General features: G+C 66.8%; 18 protein-coding genes, 1 tRNA gene and 2 pseudogenes. 8 read left to right on the forward strand and 13 right to left on the reverse strand.

All coding sequences use genetic code 11. The annotated features are described in order from the left end of the window. A pseudogene (locus ACF8O7_RS25940) lies at positions 1-263 on the reverse strand (sigma 54-interacting transcriptional regulator); the annotation flags it as partial. Positions 264-361: 98 nt separating this feature from the next. On the opposite strand from ACF8O7_RS25940, the pseudogene ACF8O7_RS25945 reads away from it, so the two are divergent. Beyond that, positions 362-1,092 (forward strand): annotated as a pseudogene (locus ACF8O7_RS25945) (zinc-binding dehydrogenase); the annotation flags it as partial. A gap of 69 nt (positions 1,093-1,161) precedes the next feature. On the opposite strand, the gene ACF8O7_RS25950 reads toward ACF8O7_RS25945, so the two are convergent. Then, a tRNA-Ser gene (locus ACF8O7_RS25950) sits at positions 1,162-1,251 on the reverse strand. A 13-nt stretch (positions 1,252-1,264) separates the two neighbouring features. Further along, positions 1,265-2,224: a LysR substrate-binding domain-containing protein gene (locus tag ACF8O7_RS25955; RefSeq protein WP_126311990.1), complete on the reverse strand. Its 960-nt coding sequence runs from the start codon at positions 2,222-2,224 to the stop codon at positions 1,265-1,267. Positions 2,225-2,409: 185 nt separating this feature from the next. Between ACF8O7_RS25955 and ACF8O7_RS25960 the strand changes: the two genes are divergently transcribed. Then, positions 2,410-2,817, forward strand: a complete 408-nt coding sequence (locus tag ACF8O7_RS25960; RefSeq protein WP_074924276.1) for a tautomerase family protein — start codon at positions 2,410-2,412, stop codon at positions 2,815-2,817. A 68-nt stretch (positions 2,818-2,885) separates the two neighbouring features. Here ACF8O7_RS25960 and ACF8O7_RS25965 read toward each other — a convergent pair whose 3' ends face one another. Both ACF8O7_RS25965 and ACF8O7_RS25970 read right to left on the reverse strand, forming a co-directional pair. Further along, positions 2,886-3,803 (reverse strand): SPFH domain-containing protein, encoded by a 918-nt coding sequence (locus ACF8O7_RS25965; RefSeq protein ID WP_016448907.1) that lies wholly within the window; start codon positions 3,801-3,803, stop codon positions 2,886-2,888. A gap of 127 nt (positions 3,804-3,930) precedes the next feature. Further along, complete coding sequence (locus tag ACF8O7_RS25970; protein ID WP_016448906.1) at positions 3,931-4,356, reverse strand: NfeD family protein; 426 nt, start codon at positions 4,354-4,356, stop codon at positions 3,931-3,933. Between the two features lie 151 nt (positions 4,357-4,507). On the opposite strand from ACF8O7_RS25970, the gene ACF8O7_RS25975 reads away from it, so the two are divergent. Continuing rightward, positions 4,508-7,081, forward strand: a complete 2,574-nt coding sequence (locus ACF8O7_RS25975) for an arginine/lysine/ornithine decarboxylase (protein WP_016452397.1) — start codon at positions 4,508-4,510, stop codon at positions 7,079-7,081. Positions 7,082-7,168: 87 nt separating this feature from the next. On the opposite strand, the gene ACF8O7_RS25980 is transcribed toward ACF8O7_RS25975, so the two are convergent. From ACF8O7_RS25980 to ACF8O7_RS25990, 3 genes are all read right to left on the reverse strand, one after another. Beyond that, on the reverse strand, positions 7,169-8,224 hold the full coding sequence (locus ACF8O7_RS25980; protein ID WP_017403993.1) for a tripartite tricarboxylate transporter substrate binding protein: 1,056 nt from the start codon (positions 8,222-8,224) through the stop codon (positions 7,169-7,171). 145 nt (positions 8,225-8,369) lie between these two features. Continuing rightward, on the reverse strand, positions 8,370-9,617 hold the full coding sequence (locus tag ACF8O7_RS25985; protein ID WP_126311989.1) for a CaiB/BaiF CoA-transferase family protein: 1,248 nt from the start codon (positions 9,615-9,617) through the stop codon (positions 8,370-8,372). Positions 9,618-9,655: 38 nt separating this feature from the next. After that, on the reverse strand, positions 9,656-10,609 hold the full coding sequence (locus ACF8O7_RS25990; protein ID WP_126311988.1) for a hydroxymethylglutaryl-CoA lyase: 954 nt from the start codon (positions 10,607-10,609) through the stop codon (positions 9,656-9,658). 159 nt (positions 10,610-10,768) lie between these two features. Between ACF8O7_RS25990 and ACF8O7_RS25995 the strand changes: the two genes are divergently transcribed. After that, complete coding sequence (locus ACF8O7_RS25995; protein WP_034364346.1) at positions 10,769-11,500, forward strand: IclR family transcriptional regulator; 732 nt, start codon at positions 10,769-10,771, stop codon at positions 11,498-11,500. A 24-nt stretch (positions 11,501-11,524) separates the two neighbouring features. Here ACF8O7_RS25995 and ACF8O7_RS26000 read toward each other — a convergent pair whose 3' ends face one another. From ACF8O7_RS26000 to fabI, 4 genes are all read right to left on the reverse strand, one after another. Beyond that, complete coding sequence (locus tag ACF8O7_RS26000; RefSeq protein ID WP_016448900.1) at positions 11,525-12,445, reverse strand: ZIP family metal transporter; 921 nt, start codon at positions 12,443-12,445, stop codon at positions 11,525-11,527. Between the two features lie 45 nt (positions 12,446-12,490). Further along, positions 12,491-13,126, reverse strand: a complete 636-nt coding sequence (locus ACF8O7_RS26005; protein WP_043790189.1) for a superoxide dismutase — start codon at positions 13,124-13,126, stop codon at positions 12,491-12,493. A 68-nt stretch (positions 13,127-13,194) separates the two neighbouring features. Continuing rightward, positions 13,195-13,320 (reverse strand): hypothetical protein, encoded by a 126-nt coding sequence (locus tag ACF8O7_RS26010; protein ID WP_016448898.1) that lies wholly within the window; start codon positions 13,318-13,320, stop codon positions 13,195-13,197. Positions 13,321-13,535: 215 nt separating this feature from the next. Further along, positions 13,536-14,336, reverse strand: a complete 801-nt coding sequence (gene fabI / locus ACF8O7_RS26015; protein WP_016448897.1) for an enoyl-ACP reductase FabI — start codon at positions 14,334-14,336, stop codon at positions 13,536-13,538. 123 nt (positions 14,337-14,459) lie between these two features. On the opposite strand from fabI, the gene ACF8O7_RS26020 reads away from it, so the two are divergent. The 4 genes from ACF8O7_RS26020 to ACF8O7_RS26035 all read left to right on the forward strand — a co-directional run bounded on the left by ACF8O7_RS26020 (position 14,460) and on the right by ACF8O7_RS26035 (position 20,334). Next, a complete protein-coding gene (locus ACF8O7_RS26020) occupies positions 14,460-16,277 on the forward strand; it encodes an extracellular solute-binding protein (protein ID WP_016448896.1) in 1,818 nt (605 codons plus the stop codon). A gap of 96 nt (positions 16,278-16,373) precedes the next feature. Beyond that, entirely contained in the window at positions 16,374-17,402 is a 1,029-nt protein-coding gene (locus ACF8O7_RS26025; RefSeq protein ID WP_016448895.1) for a microcin C ABC transporter permease YejB, read from the forward strand. 104 nt (positions 17,403-17,506) lie between these two features. Next, complete coding sequence (locus tag ACF8O7_RS26030) at positions 17,507-18,649, forward strand: ABC transporter permease (RefSeq protein WP_074924285.1); 1,143 nt, start codon at positions 17,507-17,509, stop codon at positions 18,647-18,649. Then, positions 18,646-20,334 carry an ABC transporter ATP-binding protein gene (locus ACF8O7_RS26035; protein WP_126311986.1) on the forward strand — a complete coding sequence of 563 codons (1,689 nt, stop codon included), beginning with the start codon at positions 18,646-18,648 and terminating at the stop codon, positions 20,332-20,334. Before ACF8O7_RS26030 ends, ACF8O7_RS26035 begins: the two co-directional genes overlap by 4 nt. Before the next feature lie 24 nt (positions 20,335-20,358). On the opposite strand, the gene ACF8O7_RS26040 is transcribed toward ACF8O7_RS26035, so the two are convergent. Further along, complete coding sequence (locus ACF8O7_RS26040; protein WP_016448892.1) at positions 20,359-20,985, reverse strand: lipocalin family protein; 627 nt, start codon at positions 20,983-20,985, stop codon at positions 20,359-20,361. Positions 20,986-21,204 lie beyond the last annotated feature (219 nt).

The raw sequence follows: 21,204 nt of genomic DNA on the forward strand, positions 1-21,204 counted from the left end.
TGGTGCGAGGCCGAGATGAAGCGCACCGCCGCCGCCCGTGGCGCGCGCGCGCCCAAGGGAGTGATTTCGGATTCGGACAGCACCCGCAGCAGCTTAGCCTGCAGGGCCAGGGGCATGTCGCCGATCTCGTCAAGGAACAGCGTGCCCTCGTGTGCCGCAGCAATCAGCCCTTCGCGGCCCTTGCTGGCGCCGCCGGTCCAGGTGCCGGGCAGGTAGCCGAACAGCTCGCTCTCCAGCAGTGCCTCGGGAATGGCTGCGCAGTTACCTGCAGCAAGTTCATCACCTGCGGTAAGGCCGAATAGTCGCCATGGGGCGGCTGTGCCGCCCGCCAACCCAGCCTTGCAAAACAGAAAGTTCAATCATGAAAGCAGCACGTTTCCACGACCGGGGCGACATCCGCATCGAGGACATCCCCGAACCCGTGGTGGAGCCCGGCACCGTGGGCATCGAGGTGGCCTGGTGCGGCATCTGCGGCACGGATCTGCATGAGTTCATGGAAGGGCCGATCTTCATCCCGCCCTGCGGCCACCCGCATCCCATCTCGGGCGAGTCCGCATCCATCACCATGGGGCATGAGTTCTCGGGCGTGGTGGCGGGCTGTCCGAGCGGATTGCCGTCAAGCGCCGCTGGGTGCATCCCATCTCCGATGCCATTCCACTGGACCAGGCCGCGCTGATCGAGCCGCTGTCCGTGGGCCACCATGCCTACACCCGCAGCGGAGCGAAGGCCGGCTGGTGGGCGGCGCCGGCCCCATCGGCCTGCTGCTGTCGGCCATCCTCAAGGCCAAGGGCCTGACCGTCGTCATCACCGAGCTCAGTGCCAAGTGCAAGCAAAAGGCGCGTGAATCGGGCGTGGCCGATCACATCCTGGACCCCTCCGAGGTGGACGTGGCGGCCGAGGTGATGAAGCTCACCGGCGGCAAGGGCGTGGATGTGTCGTTCGAACGTGCACAGCGTGGTCATGAAGCAGCTGGACGTGCGCGGCACCATTGCTTACTGCAACGACCACCAGGAAACCATCAAGCTGGTCGAGGAGGGCAAGATCAACCTCGAGCCCTTCATCACCCAGCGCATCCAGCTCGATGACCTGATGCCTGCCTTGTGGTCACGCTGCGCAAAGAAAAAAGCCCTTGATTGAATCAATCAAGGGCTTAGATCATTTTGGCGGAGAGGGCGGGATTCGAACCCGCGGTGGGGATTAGCCCACACACGCTTTCCAGGCGTGCGACTTAAACCGCTCATCCACCTCTCCGAAGACCGCGATTCTAGCATCGATTTTTTGGGGTGGCCGCGAAGTTTCCTGCATGCGTGATCGATATGCCCTGGACGGCTGGCGCTTCGGGCATGGCCCGTGCCTGCGCCTGCAGCCAGTTGCAGAAGATGTCGAGCCGGGTCTGCGCCGCAGTGCTGCGGCGCAGCGCCAGGTAGCGGTAGCCGGAGGCCGTGAAGCCGAAGGGCGCCAGCAGGCGGCCGGCCTGCACGTCGTCCATCACCAGGTGCCAGGGGGCGACGGCCGCGCCCAGGCCGCGCAGCGCGGCTTCCAGCGTGAAGTAGTAGTGCTCGTAGACGGGGCCGGCCGCTGCGGGCGGGGCCATGTCCATGGAGGCGGCCCACAGGTCCCAGGCGTTGCGCCGGCCGCGCGTGTGCAGCAAGGGGAGGCTGGCCAGGTCTTCAGGCTGCTGGAGGCGTCCTGCCATGGCCGGGGACATCACCGGGCCCAGGTATTCGGCGAAAAGAGGCAGGGACGTCTCGTTGTCTGCAAGGGCCTCGCCGCTGTCGTGCGTGATGGCCGTGATGAGCAGGTCGCAGCCTTCGTGTGCAGCGTCGGTGCCGGTGTCGGTAGTGCGCAGGCGCACCTCGATGCCGGGGTGGTGCGCGTGAAAGTCGAACAGCCGGGGGATCAGCCATTTGACGGTGAAGGTGCTGAAGCAGGCCACGTCCAGAGGGCCTTCGTGGGCGTCGCCCAGGCTGCGCACCGCCTCATGGATCTGCTCGAAGGCCTGGGTCAGCGCCGGCTGCAGGGTGCGCGCTGCCGCAGTGAGCGTGGGGCGGGCCTTGGTGCCTGCGAACAGCGGCAGGCCCAGGTGCTGCTCCAGCTGCCTGACCTGGCGGCTGACGGCGCCGGGCGAGACGCACAGCTCGTCCGCCGCCGCCGTCATGCGGCCCAGGCGTGCGGCGGCTTCAAAGGCGCGCAGGGCGGCCAGCGGGGGCAGGCGGCGGGTCATGGGTCGGGTCATGGGTCGGGTCACGGGGCGGGTGGAGGCTATGTGAGTTCCAGGTACATAGAACCGGCCGAATCATCGCTTTTCAGGCCATGGGCCGGTCGGTAGATTTGCCGCTTCGGCTGGCAATCCTGCGTGGATTCTGGCCGGACTTTCCATCTCCATTCGATCCCAAAGCACATAGCACCATGCCCTTCGTCCACACCTATCTGCCCCAGTCCACCTCCACTTCCCAGCGCGATGCCGCCGTGCAGGGCATTCACCGCGCCCTGGTGGAGGGCATCGGCATGCCCGAGGACGAACTGTTCAACATGGTGCACCCGTACGCTCCCGGGCAGTTCGCGTTCAGCCGCAGTTTCAACGGGGTGGCGCGTTCGGATGCCGTGGTGGTGGTCGAGATCACCATGCGGCGCGGGCGCAGCGATGCGATGAAGAAGGCCTTGTATGCGGCCATTGCGCGCAATCTGCATGAAGGGGCGGGGGTGGCGCCGGCCGACGTGTTCATCTTCATGCATGAGAACGACTACTCGGACTGGTCCGTGGGCCATGGGCGCTTCGCCATGGGCCTGGTGCAGCAGGTGGGCGCACCCGCCTGATCCGCACAACACCGCTGCAATGAAAAACGGGCCGCGATGGCCCGTTGTTCATGGCGTGGCGGCGGCTCTCAGCTGGTGCGCTGGCCGGTCTGGATCATCTTCATGGCCGAGGTGATCAGGCTGGAGACTTCGGTCATGTTGCTGGGCACGATCAGCGTGGTGGTGGCGTCAGAGGCAACCTGGCCATAGGCCTCGACGGCCTTTTCGGCGACCTTGAGCTGCACGGCCTGCTCGCCACCGGGCTGGCGGATGGCGTTGGCCACGCGTTCGATGGCCTGGGCCGTGGCGTCTGCGACCGCCTTGATGGATTCGGCCTCGCCCTGGGCCTTGTTGATGACGGCCTGCTTCTCGCCTTCGGAGCGGGCGATAAAGGCTTCGCGCTCGCCCGTGGCGATGTTGATCTGTTCCTGGCGGCGGCCTTCGGAGGCTGCGATCAGGGCGCGCTTTTCGCGCTCGGCCGTGATCTGGGCCTGCATGGAGCGCAGGATTTCGGCCGGCGGCGTCAGGTCCTTGATTTCATAGCGCAGCACCTTCACGCCCCAGTTGAGCGCGGCCTCGTCGATGGCGGAGACCACCTGGGCGTTGATCATGTCGCGCTCCTCGAAGGTCTTGTCCAGTTCGAGCTTGCCGATCACGGAACGCAGCGAGGTCTGGGCCAGCTGGGTGACGGCCATGATGTAGTTGGACGAGCCGTAGCTGGCGCGCATGGGGTCGGTGACCTGGAAGTAGAGGATGCCATCCACCTGCAGCTGGGTGTTGTCGCGCGTGATGCAGACCTGGCTGGGCACGTCCAGCGGGATTTCCTTGAGGCTGTGCTTGTAGGCCACGCGGTCCACGAAGGGCACGAGGAAGTTCAGGCCGGGCGTGAGCGTGCCGGCGTACTTGCCGAGGCGTTCCTTGACCCAGGCGTGCTGCTGGGGCACGACCTTGATGGACCGTGCGATGAAGATGGCCGCGATGACCAGAATGACGATGGCGATTTCCATGGTGTCTCCAGGCCCCGGAGGGGCGTTCGGTGAAACAAGAGGGCGGCGGGACGGCTGGCGGATGGTGCCTGCCACTATGCCCGATGCAGATGCCCGCGCCGTGAAGCGCGGGCGTGGGGATGGGCAATCAGAGTTTGTCCACCAGCAGCCGGTTGCCGACGACCTCGGCCACGCGGTGCATGCCGGCAGAGGGCAGGTTGCCCGGACGGCTGATCACGGTCCATTGGGCGCCGCGGTAGCGGACCTGGGCCGTGCCGTCGGAGTTCCATTGCTCGACCATGACGGATTCGCCGACATCGAGGTTGACGTCGCGGTTGCTGGAGGCGGGCTGGCGGCTGGGCAGGCGCCGGCGCACCAGGTAGCAGGCCAGTACGAAGGCGCTGCCGAGCACGGCGGCAATGACGAGCTGGGCAATGGGCGCCAGGCCCATGTGGGCGCACAGCGCGCCAACGATGGCGCCCAGTGCCAGCATCAGCAGATAGAAGCTGCCGGTCAGCAATTCGGCGATGACCAATGCGCCGGCGACGAGCCACCAGATGGTGGAATATTCCATTCCCAGACTCCCTGTTTATGACGGTTGCTTGTGTTTAGTGCACCACATTCTGGGTGAAAAGCCGCACGCTTCAAAGGCGCAATAAGGATATTCCTTACACTTCGCGCCTGTTTCGTTTTTTAGGCCCGCTCAGGTTACGGAGGCTGCCCCCATGAAGTTTCGCTTTCCCATCGTCATCATCGACGAGGACTACCGTTCCGAGAACACCTCGGGCCTGGGCATCCGCGCCCTGGCACAGGCCATCGAGCAAGAAGGTTTCGAGGTGCTGGGGGTGACCAGCTACGGCGACCTGTCGCAGTTCGCGCAGCAGCAAAGCCGGGCCAGTGCCTTCATCCTGTCCATCGATGACGAGGAGTTCTCGCTGGGTGGCGAAAGCGATCCCGTGATCCACAGCCTGCGCAGCTTCATCGGCGAAGTGCGCCGCAAGAACGCCGATGTGCCGATCTACATCTACGGCGAGACCAAGACCAGCCGCCACCTGCCCAACGACATCCTGCGCGAGCTGCACGGCTTCATCCACATGTTCGAGGACACGCCGGAGTTCGTGGCCAAGCACATCATCCGCGAGGCCAAGAGCTACCTGGAAGGTGTGCAGCCGCCGTTCTTCAAGGCGCTGCTGGACTATGCGGAAGACGGCTCCTACAGCTGGCACTGCCCCGGACACTCGGGCGGCGTGGCCTTCCTCAAGAGCCCCGTGGGCCAGATGTACCACCAGTTCTACGGCGAGAACATGCTGCGCGCCGACGTGTGCAACGCGGTGGAGGAACTGGGCCAATTGCTGGACCACAACGGCGCCATCGGCGAGAGCGAGCGCAATGCCGCGCGCATCTTCAATGCCGATCACTGCTACTTCGTGACCAACGGCACGTCCACGTCGAACAAGATCGTCTGGCACCACGCCGTGGCGCCCGGCGACGTGGTCGTGGTGGACCGCAACTGCCACAAGTCCATCCTGCACTCCATCATCATGACGGGTGCGATTCCGGTGTTCCTCAAGCCCACGCGCAACCACTTCGGCATCATCGGCCCGATCCCGCAAAGCGAGTTCTCGGTGGAGTCCATCCAGGCCAAGATCGCGGCCAATCCGCTGCTCAAGGGCGTGGATGCCAAGACGGTCAAGCCCCGCGTGCTGACGCTGACGCAGTCCACCTACGACGGCGTGCTCTACAACACCGAGACCATCAAGAGCATGCTGGACGGCTATGTGGCCAACCTGCACTTCGATGAGGCCTGGCTGCCGCACGCGGCCTTCCACCCGTTCTATGGCAGCTACCACGCCATGGGCAAGAAGCGCGCGCGCCCCAAGCACTCGGTGGTGTATGCCACGCAGTCCATCCACAAGCTGCTGGCCGGCATCAGCCAGGCATCGCATGTGCTGGTGCAGGACAGCCAGACCGAAAAGCTGGACCACCACCTGTTCAACGAGGCGTACCTGATGCACACCTCGACCAGCCCCCAGTACAGCATCATCGCCAGCTGCGACGTGGCCGCCGCGATGATGGAGCCGCCCGGCGGCACGGCCCTGGTGGAAGAGTCGATTCTGGAGGCGCTGGACTTCCGCCGTGCCATGCGCAAGGTCGAAGACGAGTTCGGCGACGACGACTGGTGGTTCGAGGTCTGGGGTCCCGAGAAGCTGGCCGATGAAGGCGTCGGCTCGGCCCAGGACTGGATCATCCGCGGCCAGGACGCGGCGCCCAAGCGCTCCAAGGCCAAGAACGGCAAGGAGTTCGACAACTGGCACGGCTTTGGCGAACTGGCCGACGGCTTCAACATGCTGGACCCGATCAAGTCCACCATCGTGACGCCGGGCCTGGACCTGGACGGCGATTTCTCGGACACGGGCATCCCGGCCTCCATCGTGACCAAGTACCTGGCCGAGCACGGCGTGGTGGTGGAGAAGACGGGCCTGTACTCGTTCTTCATCATGTTCACCATCGGCATCACCAAGGGCCGCTGGAACACCATGCTGACGGCGCTGCAGCAGTTCAAGGACGACTACGACCGCAACCAGCCGCTGGCACGCATCCTGCCCGAGTTCTGCCAGCAGCACCGCCGCTACGAGCGCATGGGCCTGCGCGACCTGTGCCAGCACGTGCACGAGCTGTACGCCAAGTACGACATCGCCCGCCTGACGACCGAGATGTATCTGTCGGACCTCAAGCCCGCGATGAAGCCCAGCGATGCCTACGCCCACATCGCGCACCGCAAGACCGAGCGCGTGGAAATCGACCACCTGGAAGGCCGCATCACCGTGGGCCTGGTCACGCCGTACCCGCCCGGCATTCCGCTGCTGATCCCCGGCGAGGTGTTCAACCGCAAGATCGTGGATTACCTGCTGTTCGCGCGTGAGTTCGCCAAGGAGTGCCCTGGCTTCGAGACCGACATCCACGGCCTGGTGGAGCTGGAGGACGCGGACGGCGAGGTGCGCTACTACGCCGACTGCGTGGCCCAGGCCGCTCCTGCCCGCAAGGTGCCGGCTGCCGGCAAGTCTGTGGCCGGAAAATCCGCAGCGGCCAAGGCGGCGGCCAAGCCGGCTGCCAAGGCTGCGGCAAAGCCCGCTGCCAAAAAGGCCGTGAAGGCTGCTGCCGTCAAGGCGCCGGCCAAGCGCCCCGCAGCGGCCCGCAAGGCCGGGTCGGCGCCGGAAGTCGGCACGGCTGCCAAGCCGGCGCGTGGCCGCAAGATGGTGCAGGTGGGCGATGATGGCCCCTTCGGCCGCACGATCTGATCGGCTGGCCGGCTGACGACGGCCCGTCAAAAAGGCGCGGTGCCCGCAAGGGGCGCCGCGCCTTTTTTCTTGCCCGCTGTTTGCCGCTCACTCCAGGCGGATCCTGGCATCGCGGATCAGCGCGGCCCAGTCCGTCTGCTCCTTGAGCAGGTACCGGGCCGCGTCCTGCATGCTGCCGCCCAGGGCCGTGCTGCCCTCGGCCTGCAGTTGCTGCTGCACGGCGGGCTGCTGCAGGGCCGCGTTCACGGCGGTATTCATCTTCTGCACGACGGCGGCCGGCGTGCCCTTGGGCGCGACGATCAGCTTCCAGTCCACGGCCTCGAAGCCTGCATAGCCCGACTCGGCCACGGTGGGTACCTCCGGCAGGATGGGCAGGCGCCTGGCCGAGGTCACTGCCAGGGCGCGCAGCTTGCCGCCCTTGAGCAGCGGATAGACGGCCTGGGGCGTGCCGAACATGTAGTGCGTCTGCTTGCCCAGCAGGTCGGTCACGGCCGGCGCTGCGCCCTTGTAGGGCACGTTGAGCACCTGGATGCCGGCCTTGAAGGCCAGCATCTCGCCGGCCAGGTGGCCCACCGTGCCCGTCGATGCCAGTCCCTGGCGGATGCCGCCCGGGTCGGCCTTGGCGGCCTTGACCAGGTCCTGCACCGATTTCCATGGCGAGTCCTGCGGCACGACCAGCACCGTGGGCTGGGCGGCGACCAGGGCCACGGGGATCAGGTCGGTGCGGGGGTTGAAGGGCATGCTGGGCAGCAGGGCGGGGTTGATGGCGAGGTTGGCGGTCTGGCCCATGCCGAAGGTATAGCCATCCGGCGCGGACTTGGCCACCGCATCCAGCCCGATGTTGCCGCCCGCGCCGGGCTTGTTGTCCACCACCACGGTCCATTGGTTCAGCGTGCCCACGCGCTCGCTGATCTGGCGCGCGACCGCGTCCGTGCCGCCGCCCGGCGTGTAGGGCACGACCATGCGCACGGCGCGCGAGGGCCAGTTGCCGGGCTGGGCCTGGGCCGCCAGGGGGAGCAGGGCGGCAGCCAATGCGGGCAGGGCGCACAGCAACAACTGGCGGCGCGGGGCGGAACAAGGGCGGGCCTGGGTCAGTGTCTGTGTCCGGTTTTGGGCGGCCGGGTTGCGGTGGATGGCGGGCATGGTGTTGTCTCCGGGAATTTTTGGGAAAAGGCCTCCCCGCCGGGCGCGCGGCAAGCGTCGTCCGGTGTGGGGTGGATGGGGTGCAAGGTTGCAGGGGCGCCGCGCGTCGGGTGGACGGCGGCGGCTTCAGTGGCTCAGCCTGGCATCAATGGGAGGCCTTGGCGTGGCTGTCGGTGGCCTCGCCCCGGGCCAGGGCCAGGGCCTGCTCGCTGCTGTAGCCCAGTGCGGTGAGGATCTCCAGGCTGTGCTCGCCCAGGCGCGGGGGCGACAGGCGCACATCCAGGCGCTTGCCGTCCAGCGTGAAGGGCAGCAGCACGGTCTTGGTCTCGCGGCCATCGGGCAGGGTGATGGGGGCCAGCGCGCCCGTGGCGTTCAGGTGCGGGTCTTGCAGCAGGTCCTGCGGGCGTGCGATGGGGGCGAAGGGCAGGCCGTTCTTCTCGAAGACCTCGGCAATGTGGGCGGCGCTGTGCGGGGCCATCTTCTCGCGCAGCAGCGGCATCAGCCAGCTGCGCGCCAGCACGCGGTCGTTGTTGCTGCCAAGGCGCGGATCGTCGCGCAGCTCGCCCAGGCCGAAGGCATCGCAGAACAGGCGCCAGGCGCCGTCGCTGACCACGGCCAGGAAGATCTGCTCGCCGCCCTGGACCTCGAACACGTCGTAGATGGCCCAGGCCGAGATGCGTGCCGGCATGGGCGCGGCCGGCTTGCCGGTGACGGCGAACTGCATCATGTGCTGGGCGACCAGGAAGATGTTGTTCTCGAACAGTGCGCTTTGCACTTCCTGGCCGCGCCCGGTCTTCTCGCGCTGGGCCAGGGCAGCCATCGCGCCCATGGCGCCGAACATGCCGCCCATGATGTCGTTGACGCTGGCACCGGCGCGCAGCGGGTCGCCGGGGCGGCCCGTCATGTAGGCCAGGCCGCCCATCATCTGCACCACCTCGTCCAGCGCCGTGCGGTGCTCGTAGGGGCCTGGCAGAAAGCCCTTGTGGCTCACGTAGATGAGGCGCTCGAAGCGGTCCTTGAGGCTGTCGTAGTCCAGCCCCAGCTTGCGCATGGTGCCGGGCTTGAAGTTCTCGCAGACCACGTCGGCCGTGGCGATCAGGCGCAGCGCGGCCTGCTTGCCTTCCTCGGTCTGCAGGTCCAGCGTCACGCTCTTCTTGTTGCGGTTGAACAGCGGGAAAAAGCCCGAGCCCGAACCCAGCAGCTTGCGCGTGGCATCGCCGTCGCGGCCGTGGCCCACGGGCTCGACCTTGATGACTTCGGCGCCCAGGTCGGCCAGCATCATGCCGCAGGACGGGCCCATGACCATGTGGGTGAACTCGACCACGCGGATGCCTGCGTAGGGCAGTGGCGTGGCCTGGCCTGCGGCCGTGTCGGGGGAGGTGGGTTGGCTCATGGGAAACGGTGAATGAATGAATGGGTTGTCGCCGCGGCTCAGGCCGGTGCGTAGGGGTGGGGCGCAAAGCCCTTGGGCAGTCCGGCCAGCGGCGTCATGCCGTGCAGCTCCTCGCCGGGCAGGCCAGCGGCCAGCGGCTGGCGGGCGGCGATCAGGCGATCGATGTCCACGCCGGTGCGGATGCCCATGGCCTCGAACATGAAGACCAGGTCTTCGGTGACCACGTTGCCCGAGGCACCGGGCGCGTACGGGCAGCCACCCAGGCCGGCCAGCGAGGCATCGAAGGTGCGCGCGCCAGCCTCGTAGGCGGCCAGGCAGTTGGCCAGGCCCAGGCCGCGCGTATTGTGCATGTGGGCCGCGCCTGCATGTTCGCCCAGCTCGGCGCGCAGCCGTGTGAACAGGCGCCGCACCTGGGCCGGGTTGGCCATGCCCGTGGTGTCGGACAGGCCCGATTCGTCGGCGCCGGCTGCCACGCAGGCCAGGGCCAGTGCAATCACTTCGTCCTCGGGCACCAGGCCCTGCAGCGTGCAGCCGAAGGCCGTGGAGATGCCCGCCTCGATCAGGGCATGCGGTGCGATCTCGTCGCGCAGCGCGGCAATGGCCCGCACCTCGTCCACCATCTGCATGGGGGTCTTGCGCACATTGGCCATGGAGTGCGCGGGGCTGGCCGATACGGGCAGCGTGACCTTGTGGACGCCGGCGCGCAGCGCAGCCTCGGCACCGCGCAGATTGGGGACCAGGGCCATCACGGTGACGCCGGGCAGCGTGATGGCGTGGGCGACCACCTCGGCCGCGTCGGCCATCTGGGGCAGCAGCTTGGGCGAGACGAAGGAGCCGACCTCGATCTCCTGCAGGCCCGCATGGGCCAGGGCGTCGATCCACGCCAGCTTGTGCGCTGTGGACATGGTGGAGGCCACGGACTGCAGGCCATCGCGCGGGCCGACTTCGCTGATGAGTACGTCAAAACGGTGGGAGGACATGGGCAGGGACATTCGGTGGTGGGTGGCGATGACCGCAGGATTCGCCTGTTGACATCAGTTGCTTGAGTCGTTCTAATAGATAGAACTTGATTCTCTCTATTGAAATATTCCCTGCTGCACGCGCCATCGTCAAGCCTGCGTGCCTGGGGTTTTCCCTTGGGTGCCTTCGATATGCCTCGCAAATCAGTGACGGAATCGGTAGCCGACGAGAACGCCGCGCCGGGCGGCGTGGCTGCGGTGGACCGGGCCTTGAGCCTGCTGGCCGCCTTTCGCGACGGAGATGACGGGCTGACGCTGGCCCAGCTGTCGGAACGCACGCGCCTGTACAAGAGCACCGTGCTGCGGCTGCTGGCTTCGCTCGAACATGGCGGCTGGGTGTTGCGCCTGGATGATGGCCGCTATGCCGTGGGGCCGGCCGTGGCACGGCTGAACACCGTATATGCCCGGCATTTCTCGCTGGACAGCGTGGTCATGCCCGTGCTGCGTACCCTGGTGCAGGCCACGGGCGAGAGTGCGGCCTACCACGTGCGCCAGGGGCAGGACCGGCTGTGCCTGTACCGCGTGGATTCGCCCCACCCCGTGCGCGACCATGCGCGCACCGGCGATCTGCTGCCGCTGGGGCAGGGTGCGGGCGGGCGGGTGCTGTCCGCGTTCGATGCCGAGCTGTACGCCGCATCGCGCGGCGGCAGCCGCACGCAGCTGGCCCGCGTGCGCGCCGATGGCTACTGCGCCATGGTGGGAGACAGGCACCGGGAGATCGCCGGGATTTCTGCCCCGGTCTTCAAGCGCGATGGAGAGTTGGCAGCGGCACTGACACTGACCATGCCAGCCCACCGCTACGAGGAGCGCCACGCCCGCCATGTGCTGGCGGCGGCGCGGGAGCTGGGGCTCTTGCTGCCCTGAGCCAGGCGTGCGCGGTGCGCGGACTCAGCCCAGCGCCGTGTCCAGCACCATCATCAGCACAAAGCCCAGCATGAGGCCGCCCGTGGCAAAGGCCTCGTGGCCCTTGCGGTGCGACTCGGGAATGATCTCGTGGCTGATCACGAAGAGCATGGCGCCTGCCGCAAAGCCCAGGCCCCAGGGAAGCAGCGCGGCCGAGCCGCTGACGATGACTGCGCCCAGCACGGCGCCCAGCGGCTCCACCAGGCCCGATGCCATGCCCAGCGCCACGGCAAAGCTGCGCTTGTAGCCCGCAGCCAGCAGGGCCACGGCGACCACCAGGCCCTCGGGCACATCCTGGATGGCAATGCCTGTGGCCAGCGCATTGGCGCGCAGTCCGTCGTTGCCCGCATAGCCCACGCCGATGGCCAGGCCTTCGGGCAGGTTGTGCAGGGCAATGGCAAAGACGAACAGCCAGGTGCGCTGCAGCTTGCGCGCGCCTTGCGGGTCCAGGCCTTCGCGGCCCTTGATGAAGTGCTCGTGCGGCAGCAGCCGGTCCATGAGCATGAGCGCCGCGCCGCCCAGCAGGATTGCCGTGCCGATGACAGCGCCTGCCGCCCAGCCCCCGCCCCCAAAAAGGCCCTGCGTACGCACCGCTTCCAGCCCCGGCAGGATCAGCGAGAAGGCGCAGGCCGCCAGCATGACGCCGGCGCCAAAGCCGAACAAGGTGTCCTGCGTGCGCTCGGACAGGCGCTGGGACAGCATCACGGGCACGGTGCCCAGGGCTGTCGCCAGCGCGGCTGCCGAGCCGCCGGCCAGAGCCTGGAAGACCACCGGATGGTTCTGGGCATAGGCCCAGAACTGGCTGGTGAGCGCCCAGGCGCCGGCCATCATGATGGCCAGGCCGATCCACAGGCGGATGTTTGACCGTACGCTGGTCTTGGAGCGGAAGCGTTGTGGCAGATCCATGCTGGTCGGGAATGGGTTGGGGCGTTGGCGGGCAGGCTTGGCCGATCAGCCGCGGGCTGCGGCGTAGCGGCGGGCCACTTCGGCCCAGCTGACTACGTTGTAGAACGCCGCGATGTATTCGGGGCGGCGATTCTGGTACTTGAGGTAGTAGGCGTGTTCCCACACGTCCAGGCCCAGGATGGGGGTGGCTCCGGAGCCGATGCCGGCCATCAGCGGGCTGTCCTGGTTGCCGCTGCTTTCCACGGCCAGCTTGCCGTCCTTGCCCACCACGAGCCACGCCCAGCCGCTGCCAAAGCGCGTGAGCGCGGCCTGGGTGAAGGCGGCCTTGAAGGCATCGAAGCCCCCCAGCTCCCTGTCGATGGCCTGGGCCAGTTCGCCCGAGGGGGCGCCTCCGCCACCCTGGTCTGCCGGGGCCATCACGGTCCAGAACAGGCTGTGGTTGGCATGGCCGCCGCCGTTGTTGCGCACGGCGCCGCGCACGCCTTCGGGCAGCAGGGACAGGTCGGCGATCAGCTGCTCCACGGGCTGGCTGCCGTGCGGCGTGTCCTTGAGTGCGGCATTCAGGTTGTTCACATAGGCCTGATGGTGCTTGGTGTAGTGGATCTCCATGGTCTGCGCATCGATATGGGGCTCCAGCGCGTCGTAGGCGTAGTTCAGGGGAGGCAGGGTGTAGTTGCTCATGTGGTTTCTTTCAGGGACTACGGGGGAAATCGGTGCGTCGTAAGGCGTGTGGGGGGCGAGACCTGCAGTCAGTGCGCCAGCCGCGAGGGCAGGGCCGTTGCCGCGATGTCGAAGACCCGGGACGAGGCCTGCAGTGCAGCATCGATGGGGGCTGGAACGGGAGAGGGCAGGCTGAGGTCAGGGGTTGCTTGCATCTCTGCTGGCTCCGAGGGTTTCAGAGATTCCTTGATATTGATCTGAGAATTGTATTATTCATGAGAATCATTCTCATTCAAAACAAAAATGACCTCAGTCAAGCCGATGTGTATTTCCTTGCGCGTGCAGGCAGGACCCGCAGTCGTGGGTTCCGGGCGAAAAAAAACCCCGCAGGCGGCAATGCCTGCGGGGCCGGTCGGGCGGCGGTGGCCGCTTAGACCTGGTCGGCCGACAGGCCTGCAGTCTGGCTGAAGCCGCCGTCCACGTAGGTGATCTCGGCCGTCACGCCCGAGGCCAGGTCCGACAGCAGGAAGGCGGCCACATTGCCCACATCCTCGATGGTCACGTTGCGGCGCAGCGGCGATGCATCGGCCACGCGGCCCAGCAGCTTGCCGAAGTCCTTGATGCCCGATGCGGCCAGCGTCTTGATGGGGCCGGCCGAGATGCCGTTGGCGCGGATGGCGCGGCCGTCTGCCGTGCGGCCCACGGCCTCGGCCAGGTAGCGCACCGAGGCTTCCAGCGATGCCTTGGCCAGGCCCATGGTGTTGTAGTTGGGGATGGAGCGCAGCGCGCCCAGGTACGACAGCGTCAGCAGCGAGGACTTGTCATTGAGGTAAGGCAGGGCCGCCTTGGCCATCGCGGGGAAGCTGTAGGCGCTGATGTCGTGCGCGATCTTGAAGCCCTCGCGCGACAGGCCTTCCAGGAAGTTGCCGGCGATGGCCTCGCGCGGCGCGAAGCCGATGCTGTGCACGAAGCCGTCGAACTTGCCCCAGGTGGCGCCCAGGTCGGCGAACAGCTTGTCGATCTGGGCGTCGTCGGCCACGTCGCAGTCAAAGATCAGCTTGGAGTCGAATTCTGCAGCGAATTCGGTGATGCGGTCCTTGAAGCGCTCGCCTACATAGCTGAACGCCAGCTCCGCGCCCTGTGCGTGGCAGGCCTTGGCGATGCCGTAGGCGATGGAGCGGTTGGACAGAACGCCCGTGATCAGCAGTTTTTTACCGGCGAGAAAGCCCATTGTTGTTCTCCAGAGGAAGTGAGTGGAAGTGCGCAGCAGCTGGCGGCGAAGGCGGGGCCCCGCGTCAGCGTTTGCCAGCGGGCGGCTGGCTGCGTGGTGCAGAATTGTCGCATGCGCCATTGGATGATTTCTTCGCTGCTGCTGGCCTCGGCGTGTGTGCCGGCGTGGGGCTCGCATGCCTATGCCCTGTGGGGAGAGCCCCGCTATGCCGAGGGCTTCAGCCATTTCGACTATGTCAACGCCAAGGCCCCCAAGGGCGGCGAGCTGCGCCTGGTGAGCAACCTGCGCATCTCCACCTTTGACAAGTACAACCCGTTCACCATCAAGGGATCGTCTCCGGCCTATCTGGCCGAACTGATGTTCGACACCCTGCTGTGGCCCTCGCTGGACGAGACCGCCACGGGCTACGGACTGCTGGCAGAGGATGTGCAGGCTGCCCCCGACGGCCTGTCGGCCACGTTCCGGCTGCGGCCGCAAGCGCGCTTTCACAACGGCAAGCCCGTGCTGGCTGCCGATGTCAAGTTCAGCTATGACACGCTGGTGGGGCCGCACGCATTGCCTGGCTACCGATCGCTGTTCTTCGATGTGGCGGGGGTCGACGTGCTGGATGAACGCACGGTGCGCTTTCGCTTCAAGCAGCCGAACCGGGAACTGCCGCTGGTTGTGGGCGCCATTCCCGTCTTCAGCCGCGACTGGGGCATGGAAAACGGCAAGCCCAAGCCCTTCGACCAGGTGGTGACGGATACGCCCATCGGCAGTGGGCCCTACAGGATAGGACCTGTGCGCTTCGGCAAGGACATCACCTATGTGCGCGACCCGGACTACTGGGGGCGCGATCTGCCCGCGCGCGTGGGCACGGCCAATTTCGACCGCATCTCCGTCAAAATCTACCGCGACAACACGGCGAAGCTGGAAGCGCTGAAGGCCGGCGAGTTCGACCTGATGCGTTTTTACAGCGCCGGCGACTGGGCGCGGCGCCTGTACGGCAAGCGCTTCGACCGGGGCGAGCTGGTCAAGGGCGAATTCAGCAACAAGCTGCCCTCGGGGTTCCAGAGCTATGTGCTCAACACCCGGCGCCCTTTGCTGCAGGACGTGCGCGTTCGCCGTGCGCTGGACCTGGCCCTGGACTACGAATGGATGAACCGGCAGATGTTCTACGGCTCCTACCAGCGCGTGCGCGGGCTGTTCGGCAACACGGCCTGCGAGACCCATGGCGAGCCCTCGCCAGAGGAGCTGGCGCTCATGGAGCCCCTGCGCAAGAGCATTCCGCCGGAGGCTTTCGGCCCCATGGCCGAGCCGCCGCGCACCGATGGCAACAACTCGCTGCGTGCCAACCTGCGCCAGGCGCGGCAATTGCTGGCCGATGCCGGCTGGACCATTCAGGATGGCGTGCTGCGCAATGCGCGGGGCCAGGCCATGGAGCTGGAGTACCTGGACAGCAGCGAGTCGGGCATACGCCAGGTCTCGCCCTGGATACGCAATCTGGAAAAGCTGGGCATACGGCTGCGCTTTCGTTCGGCGGACTTCGCGCTGTACCAGCAGCGCGTGGAGAAGTTCGACTACGACATCATCTCCATTGCCTACCAGGGCACGAACAACCCGGGCCAGGAATTCGCCGACCTGTTCGGCAGTCGGGCGGCGGACACGGACGGCTCGGGCAATTTTCCCGGAGTCAAGAATCCCGCCGTCGATGCCTTGATCCGGCGCATGACCGAGGCCAAGACCGAGGCGCAGCTGTTGCCCGCGTGCCACGCACTGGAGCGTGTCATCGCGCATGGACACTACCTGATTCCGCAGTGGAGCGCGGGAACGCACCGCATGGTCTACGACTCCTGGCGGCTGGTGCGGCCCGCCGTGGTTCCCGCCTACGCGAAGGGCGAGAGCTGGGCCATGGATACCTGGTGGGCCCGCATGCCGGTGCTGACCGCGCCGCCTCCATGAGCGGGCGCTGCCGCCGCATCGTTGCGATCCGTTGCATGATGGGCACGCTCCCGGGCCGGGGTGCCCCCCGGCAATCGACATAATGCAGGACTTCTTATGTGGGCCTACATACTCAAACGCTTGCTGCTGATGGTGCCGACCCTGCTGGGCGTGCTGCTGCTGACCTTCGTGGTCGTGCAGTTCGTGCCCGGTGGCCCGGTGGAGCAGTACCTTGCCGAAGCCAAGGCCAGCGTTGGCCGTGGCGGCGAAGGCGGTGGCCTGGCCTACCGTGGCAACCAGGGGGTGGACCCCCAGCGCATAGAGCAGATCAAGGCCCTCTACGGGTTTGACAAGCCGGCCCATGAGCGCTTCTTCCAGATGCTCGGGCAGTTCGCGCGGTTCGATCTGGGGCGCAGTTTCTTTCAGAACAAGGATGTCTGGCAGCTGATCAAGGAGAAGCTGCCGGTCTCGGCCAGCCTGGGCCTGTGGACCTTTTTCATCAGCTACCTCGTGGCCGTGCCCCTGGGCATTGCCAAGGCCGTGCGTGCCGGCTCGCGTTTCGACTTCTTCACCACGCTGCTGATCCTGGTGGGCTATGCGATTCCGGGCTTTGTGCTGGGCGTGGCGCTGCTGGTGATCTTCGGCGGGCAGCTGCAATGGTTTCCGCTGCGCGGGCTGACCTCGGCCAACTGGGATGAGCTGTCCTGGGGCGCGCGCATCGTGGACTATCTATGGCATATCGCGCTGCCGGTCACGGCCATGGTGGCGGGCAGCTTCGCCATCACCGCCATGCTCACCAAGAATGCCTTTCTGGAAGAGATCCGCAAGCAATATGTGCTGACAGCCCGCGCCAAGGGCCTGTCGGAGCGGCAGGTGCTTTATCGGCATGTGCTGCGCAATGCGCTGATTCCCATCGTCACCGGCTTTCCGGCCGCCTTCATCGGTGCCTTCTTCACGGGCTCGCTGCTGATAGAAACGCTGTTCTCGCTGGACGGCCTGGGCCTGCTCAGCTATGACAGCGTGATACGGCGCGACTATCCCGTGGTGCTGGGCACGCTGTACCTGTTCACGCTGATCGGCCTGGTGACCAAGCTGGTCAGCGATCTTTGTTATGTGTGGGTGGATCCGCGTGTACGGTTTGACTAGGTACCTTCCGAGCCGCTTCGCGGCTTGCCCGGTATGCACGGCGCCCTGTATCACGGGGGGCGGACGGGCGGCGCGTGGCGCCGGGCTTCGTTTCCTGGAGCGACATGGACACTGAAATGCAATCCGTTGTGGTTTCTGGAACGGGGCTGCCGGGGGCTGGGGCGCCTGCACCGCTGGCGGCGGCGGCGGTTTCGCCGGCGCGGCGGGCCTGGCTGCGGTTCAGGCGCAATCGGCTGGGATATTGGAGCCTGGTCGCTTTTTGCGTGATGGTGGTGCTGAGCCTGGGCGCCGAGCTGATCAGCAACGACCGGCCCCTGGTGGTGCGCTACGAAGGCCAGACCTACTGGCCGCTGTGGAACGATTATTCCGAGAAGACCTTCGGCGGCGACTTCGAGACGGCGGCCGACTATCTGGATCCCTACATCCGGGATCGCCTGAGCCAGGGTGGCAACTGGGCGCTGTACACGCTCAATCCCTACGGGCCGCAGGCACTCAACTACTTTGCGAGCTTGCCCAATCCGGCGCCGCCCTCGCGCGAGAACCTGCTGGGCACGGATGATCGCGGGCGCGATCTGCTGGCGCAACTGATCTACGGCTTTCGCGTGAGCGTGCTGTTTGCGCTGGCGCTGACGGCCTCCGGCGTGGTGCTGGGCGTGGTGACGGGGGCCATCCAGGGCTTTTTCGGCGGCAGGACCGATCTGGCGTTTCAGCGCTTCATCGAGATCTGGGGCTCCATGCCCGAGCTGTATCTGCTGATCATCTTCAGCGCGGTGCTGGCGCCCAGCGTCTCGCTGCTGCTGGTGCTGCTGTCGCTGTTCGGCTGGATGGGGCTGTCGGACTATGTGCGGGCCGAATTCCTGCGCAACCGCCAGCTCGACTACGTGAAGTCGGCGCGTGCGCTGGGCGTGGGCAATGGCGCGCTGATCTGGCGCCATCTGCTGCCCAACAGCATGACGCCCGTGGTCACCTTTTTGCCGTTTCGCATGAGTGCAGCCATCCTGGCGCTGACTTCGCTTGATTTCCTGGGCCTGGGCGTTCCGCCCGATACGCCCAGCCTGGGCGAGCTGCTGAGCCAGGGCAAGAACAGCATCGATGCCTGGTGGATCTCGCTGTCCACCTTTGCGGTGCTGGTGGTGACGCTGCTGCTGCTGACCTTCATGGGCGATGCGCTGCGCGATGCCCTGGACCCGCGCAAGGCCGCTGCCACCGATGCAGCCCCGGCCGTTGATGCGAAGGACGCCGCATGAACGCAGAGCAGCCGGCAATGGACATGCCTTCCGCCCCCGGTCGCGGCCGGACGCTGCTGTCTGTGCGCAACCTGCGCGTGCGCTTTGGCAGCAAGGACGTGGTGCACGGCGTGAGCTTCGATCTGGCGGCCGGTGAGAAGCTGGCGCTGGTGGGTGAGTCCGGTTCGGGCAAGACCATCACGGCGCTGTCCCTGCTGCGGCTGGCCGGTGACGCCCAGCAGGGCGGGCAGGCGCTTTTCGACGGCCGCGACCTCCTGCGCCTGCCCGAGCGCGAGATGCGGGCCGTGCGCGGCGGCGACGTGGCCATGATCTTCCAGGAGCCCATGACGGCGCTCAATCCGCTGATGACCGTGGGCGAACAGGTGGGCGAGGTGCTGCGCCTCAAGCAGGGGCTGACGCGGGCGCAGTCCCTGGCCCAGGCGGCCGAACTGCTGGCGACCACGGGCATTGCCGAGCCCGTGCGCCGTGCCCGCGCCTTTCCGCATCAGCTCAGCGGCGGCCAGCGTCAGCGCGCCATGATCGCCATGGCACTGGCCAGCAGCCCGCGCCTGCTGCTGGCCGATGAGCCGACCACGGCGCTTGACGTCACGCTGCGCGGACAGATCCTGCAATTGCTCGATGACCTGCAACGCCAGACCGGCATGGCCGTGCTGATGATCACCCACGACCTGCACCTGGTGCGGCGCTTTGCCGATCGCGTGGCGGTGATGGAGCGCGGGCAGCTGGTGGAGCAGGGCGAGGTGCCGGCGGTCATGGCAGCTCCGCGCCATGCCTACACGCGCAAGCTGCTGGCCAGTGTGCCGCGCCGCGATCTGGTCGAGGCGCAGGCCGGTATACCGGGGGCGGCTCCCGAGCCGCTGGTCCATGCGCAGGGCCTCAAGGTCAGCTACCCGGTGCCGTTGACGGGCGTGCGCGGCTGGTTTGGCCAGGGGCGTTTTGTTGCCGTGCAGTCCGCCGACTTGGACCTGATGCCCGGGCGCACCGTGGGTGTGGTCGGGGAGTCGGGCTCGGGCAAGTCCACGCTGGCCCAGGCCGTGCTGGGACTGCTGCCGCATGAAGGCCAGCTGCGCATCGCTGGCCAGGCCTGGAGGCAGCCGGCCACGCGCAACTCGCCGGCCAATCTTGCGCTGCGGCGCAAGGTGCAAGTGGTGTTCCAGGACCCGTATTCATCGCTGTCGCCACGGCTGACGCTGGAGCAGATCGTTGGCGAGGGCCTGCGCGTGCACGCCCCGGCGCTCACGGGGCGGCAGCGCCGTGACCGTGTCGTGGACATGCTGTCTGCCGTCGGGCTGACGGATGAGCAGTTCCCCGGTCTGCTCGATCGCTATCCGCATGAGTTCTCCGGGGGCCAGCGCCAGCGTATCGCCATTGCGCGTGCCCTGGTGCTGGAGCCTGAAGTGCTGGTGCTTGACGAGCCCACCAGTGCGCTGGATGTGACCATTCAGCAGCAGGTGCTGGGCCTGCTGCAGCGGCTGCAGCGCGAACGTGGCCTGGCCTATCTGCTCATCACGCACGATGTGGACGTGATCCGCGCCATGGCCCATGACGTGGTGGTGATGAAGGATGGTGCCATCGTCGAATCCGGCCCCGTGGCCCAGGTGCTGGGCGCGCCGCGTGAGTCCTATACCCAGCGGCTGGTGGAGGCTGCTGGCTTTTCGGGTGACGGCATGCCCGAAGGGTTCTGAGTTCGCCGGCCTGCCGCCGGGCCGCTACCAGCTGCCTGTGGGATTGACCCCGTCCTGAAGAATCCACTGCACCTTGTCCACGGGCACGCCCAGCAGCCGGGCCTGGGCCAGCAGGCGCGCTGCCACGCCATCGGGCAGTTCAGGGGTGCGCGAAAGAATCCAGAAATAGCGCAGGTCCGAGCCGACCACCATGGCCCAGCGGTAGTCGGCATCCAGGGCCACCACGTTGTAGCCGCCGTAGAACGGTCCGAAGAACGAGACCTTGAGCGCCGCAACGCCGGGGCCATGCACCGTGCGGGCCTTGCCTTCAGCGGACTTCCAGCGCCGGCGGCCTGCGTCGTAGCCCCGGTTCAGCACATGCACGCTTCCATCGGGAAGCGGCGTGTATTCGGCCTGGGTGCGCTCCAGGCCTTTTTCGAAGCGGTGGTCTATGCGGGCCACCTCGTACCAGCGGCCCATGTAGCGCTGGATGTCCCAGCCGCGTACGGGCTCCACTGTGGCAGGAATGGGCGGGTTGCGCAGGCCCTTCCAAAGCAAGGCGGCTGCAGCGGCCCCGACGGCAAGCCCAGCCAGGCCTGCCGCGGGCCGAACCCAGGCAGGGCGGGGTGTGGACGGGGTGGTGACTTCTGTGCGTGGTTGGCGGGGTGACATCGTGCGGAACTCCGTGTTCAGGCAGAGCGCATGCCAGGGGCATCATGTGCGCTTGGCAGCGTGCTCCTACTTTAGGACAGAACGCCGGGCCGCGGTGTAGGCCGGCGCTGCCGGAACTGCGGCTGTGCGGGCTGCGCAACGCAGGAACTTTCCCTATGCCGGAGCAGGCCATGTGTTTTTTTATGCGCGGGCCTGCAGGTCTATGGCCTAATTGCGCGT

It is taken from the genome of Delftia sp. WSY_16 (genome assembly GCF_043104415.1).
Lineage (GTDB): Bacteria > Pseudomonadota > Gammaproteobacteria > Burkholderiales > Burkholderiaceae_C > Comamonas > Comamonas tsuruhatensis.

What these genes read in the sequence shown, in the direction of transcription:
- ACF8O7_RS25955 (WP_126311990.1), bottom strand. Translation starts at nt 2,224, where the DNA reads ATGACCCGCCGCCTGCCCCCGCTGGCCGCCCTGCGCGCCTTTGAAGCC.
- ACF8O7_RS25960 (WP_074924276.1), top strand. Translation starts at nt 2,410, where the DNA reads ATGCCCTTCGTCCACACCTATCTGCCCCAGTCCACCTCCACTTCCCAG.
- ACF8O7_RS25965 (WP_016448907.1), bottom strand. Translation starts at nt 3,803, where the DNA reads ATGGAAATCGCCATCGTCATTCTGGTCATCGCGGCCATCTTCATCGCA.
- ACF8O7_RS25970 (WP_016448906.1), bottom strand. Translation starts at nt 4,356, where the DNA reads ATGGAATATTCCACCATCTGGTGGCTCGTCGCCGGCGCATTGGTCATC.
- ACF8O7_RS25975 (WP_016452397.1), top strand. Translation starts at nt 4,508, where the DNA reads ATGAAGTTTCGCTTTCCCATCGTCATCATCGACGAGGACTACCGTTCC.
- ACF8O7_RS25980 (WP_017403993.1), bottom strand. Translation starts at nt 8,224, where the DNA reads ATGCCCGCCATCCACCGCAACCCGGCCGCCCAAAACCGGACACAGACA.
- ACF8O7_RS25985 (WP_126311989.1), bottom strand. Translation starts at nt 9,617, where the DNA reads ATGAGCCAACCCACCTCCCCCGACACGGCCGCAGGCCAGGCCACGCCA.
- ACF8O7_RS25990 (WP_126311988.1), bottom strand. Translation starts at nt 10,609, where the DNA reads ATGTCCCTGCCCATGTCCTCCCACCGTTTTGACGTACTCATCAGCGAA.
- ACF8O7_RS25995 (WP_034364346.1), top strand. Translation starts at nt 10,769, where the DNA reads ATGCCTCGCAAATCAGTGACGGAATCGGTAGCCGACGAGAACGCCGCG.
- ACF8O7_RS26000 (WP_016448900.1), bottom strand. Translation starts at nt 12,445, where the DNA reads ATGGATCTGCCACAACGCTTCCGCTCCAAGACCAGCGTACGGTCAAAC.
- ACF8O7_RS26005 (WP_043790189.1), bottom strand. Translation starts at nt 13,126, where the DNA reads ATGAGCAACTACACCCTGCCTCCCCTGAACTACGCCTACGACGCGCTG.
- ACF8O7_RS26010 (WP_016448898.1), bottom strand. Translation starts at nt 13,320, where the DNA reads ATGCAAGCAACCCCTGACCTCAGCCTGCCCTCTCCCGTTCCAGCCCCC.
- fabI (WP_016448897.1), bottom strand. Translation starts at nt 14,336, where the DNA reads ATGGGCTTTCTCGCCGGTAAAAAACTGCTGATCACGGGCGTTCTGTCC.
- ACF8O7_RS26020 (WP_016448896.1), top strand. Translation starts at nt 14,460, where the DNA reads ATGATTTCTTCGCTGCTGCTGGCCTCGGCGTGTGTGCCGGCGTGGGGC.
- ACF8O7_RS26025 (WP_016448895.1), top strand. Translation starts at nt 16,374, where the DNA reads ATGTGGGCCTACATACTCAAACGCTTGCTGCTGATGGTGCCGACCCTG.
- ACF8O7_RS26030 (WP_074924285.1), top strand. Translation starts at nt 17,507, where the DNA reads ATGGACACTGAAATGCAATCCGTTGTGGTTTCTGGAACGGGGCTGCCG.
- ACF8O7_RS26035 (WP_126311986.1), top strand. Translation starts at nt 18,646, where the DNA reads ATGAACGCAGAGCAGCCGGCAATGGACATGCCTTCCGCCCCCGGTCGC.
- ACF8O7_RS26040 (WP_016448892.1), bottom strand. Translation starts at nt 20,985, where the DNA reads ATGTCACCCCGCCAACCACGCACAGAAGTCACCACCCCGTCCACACCC.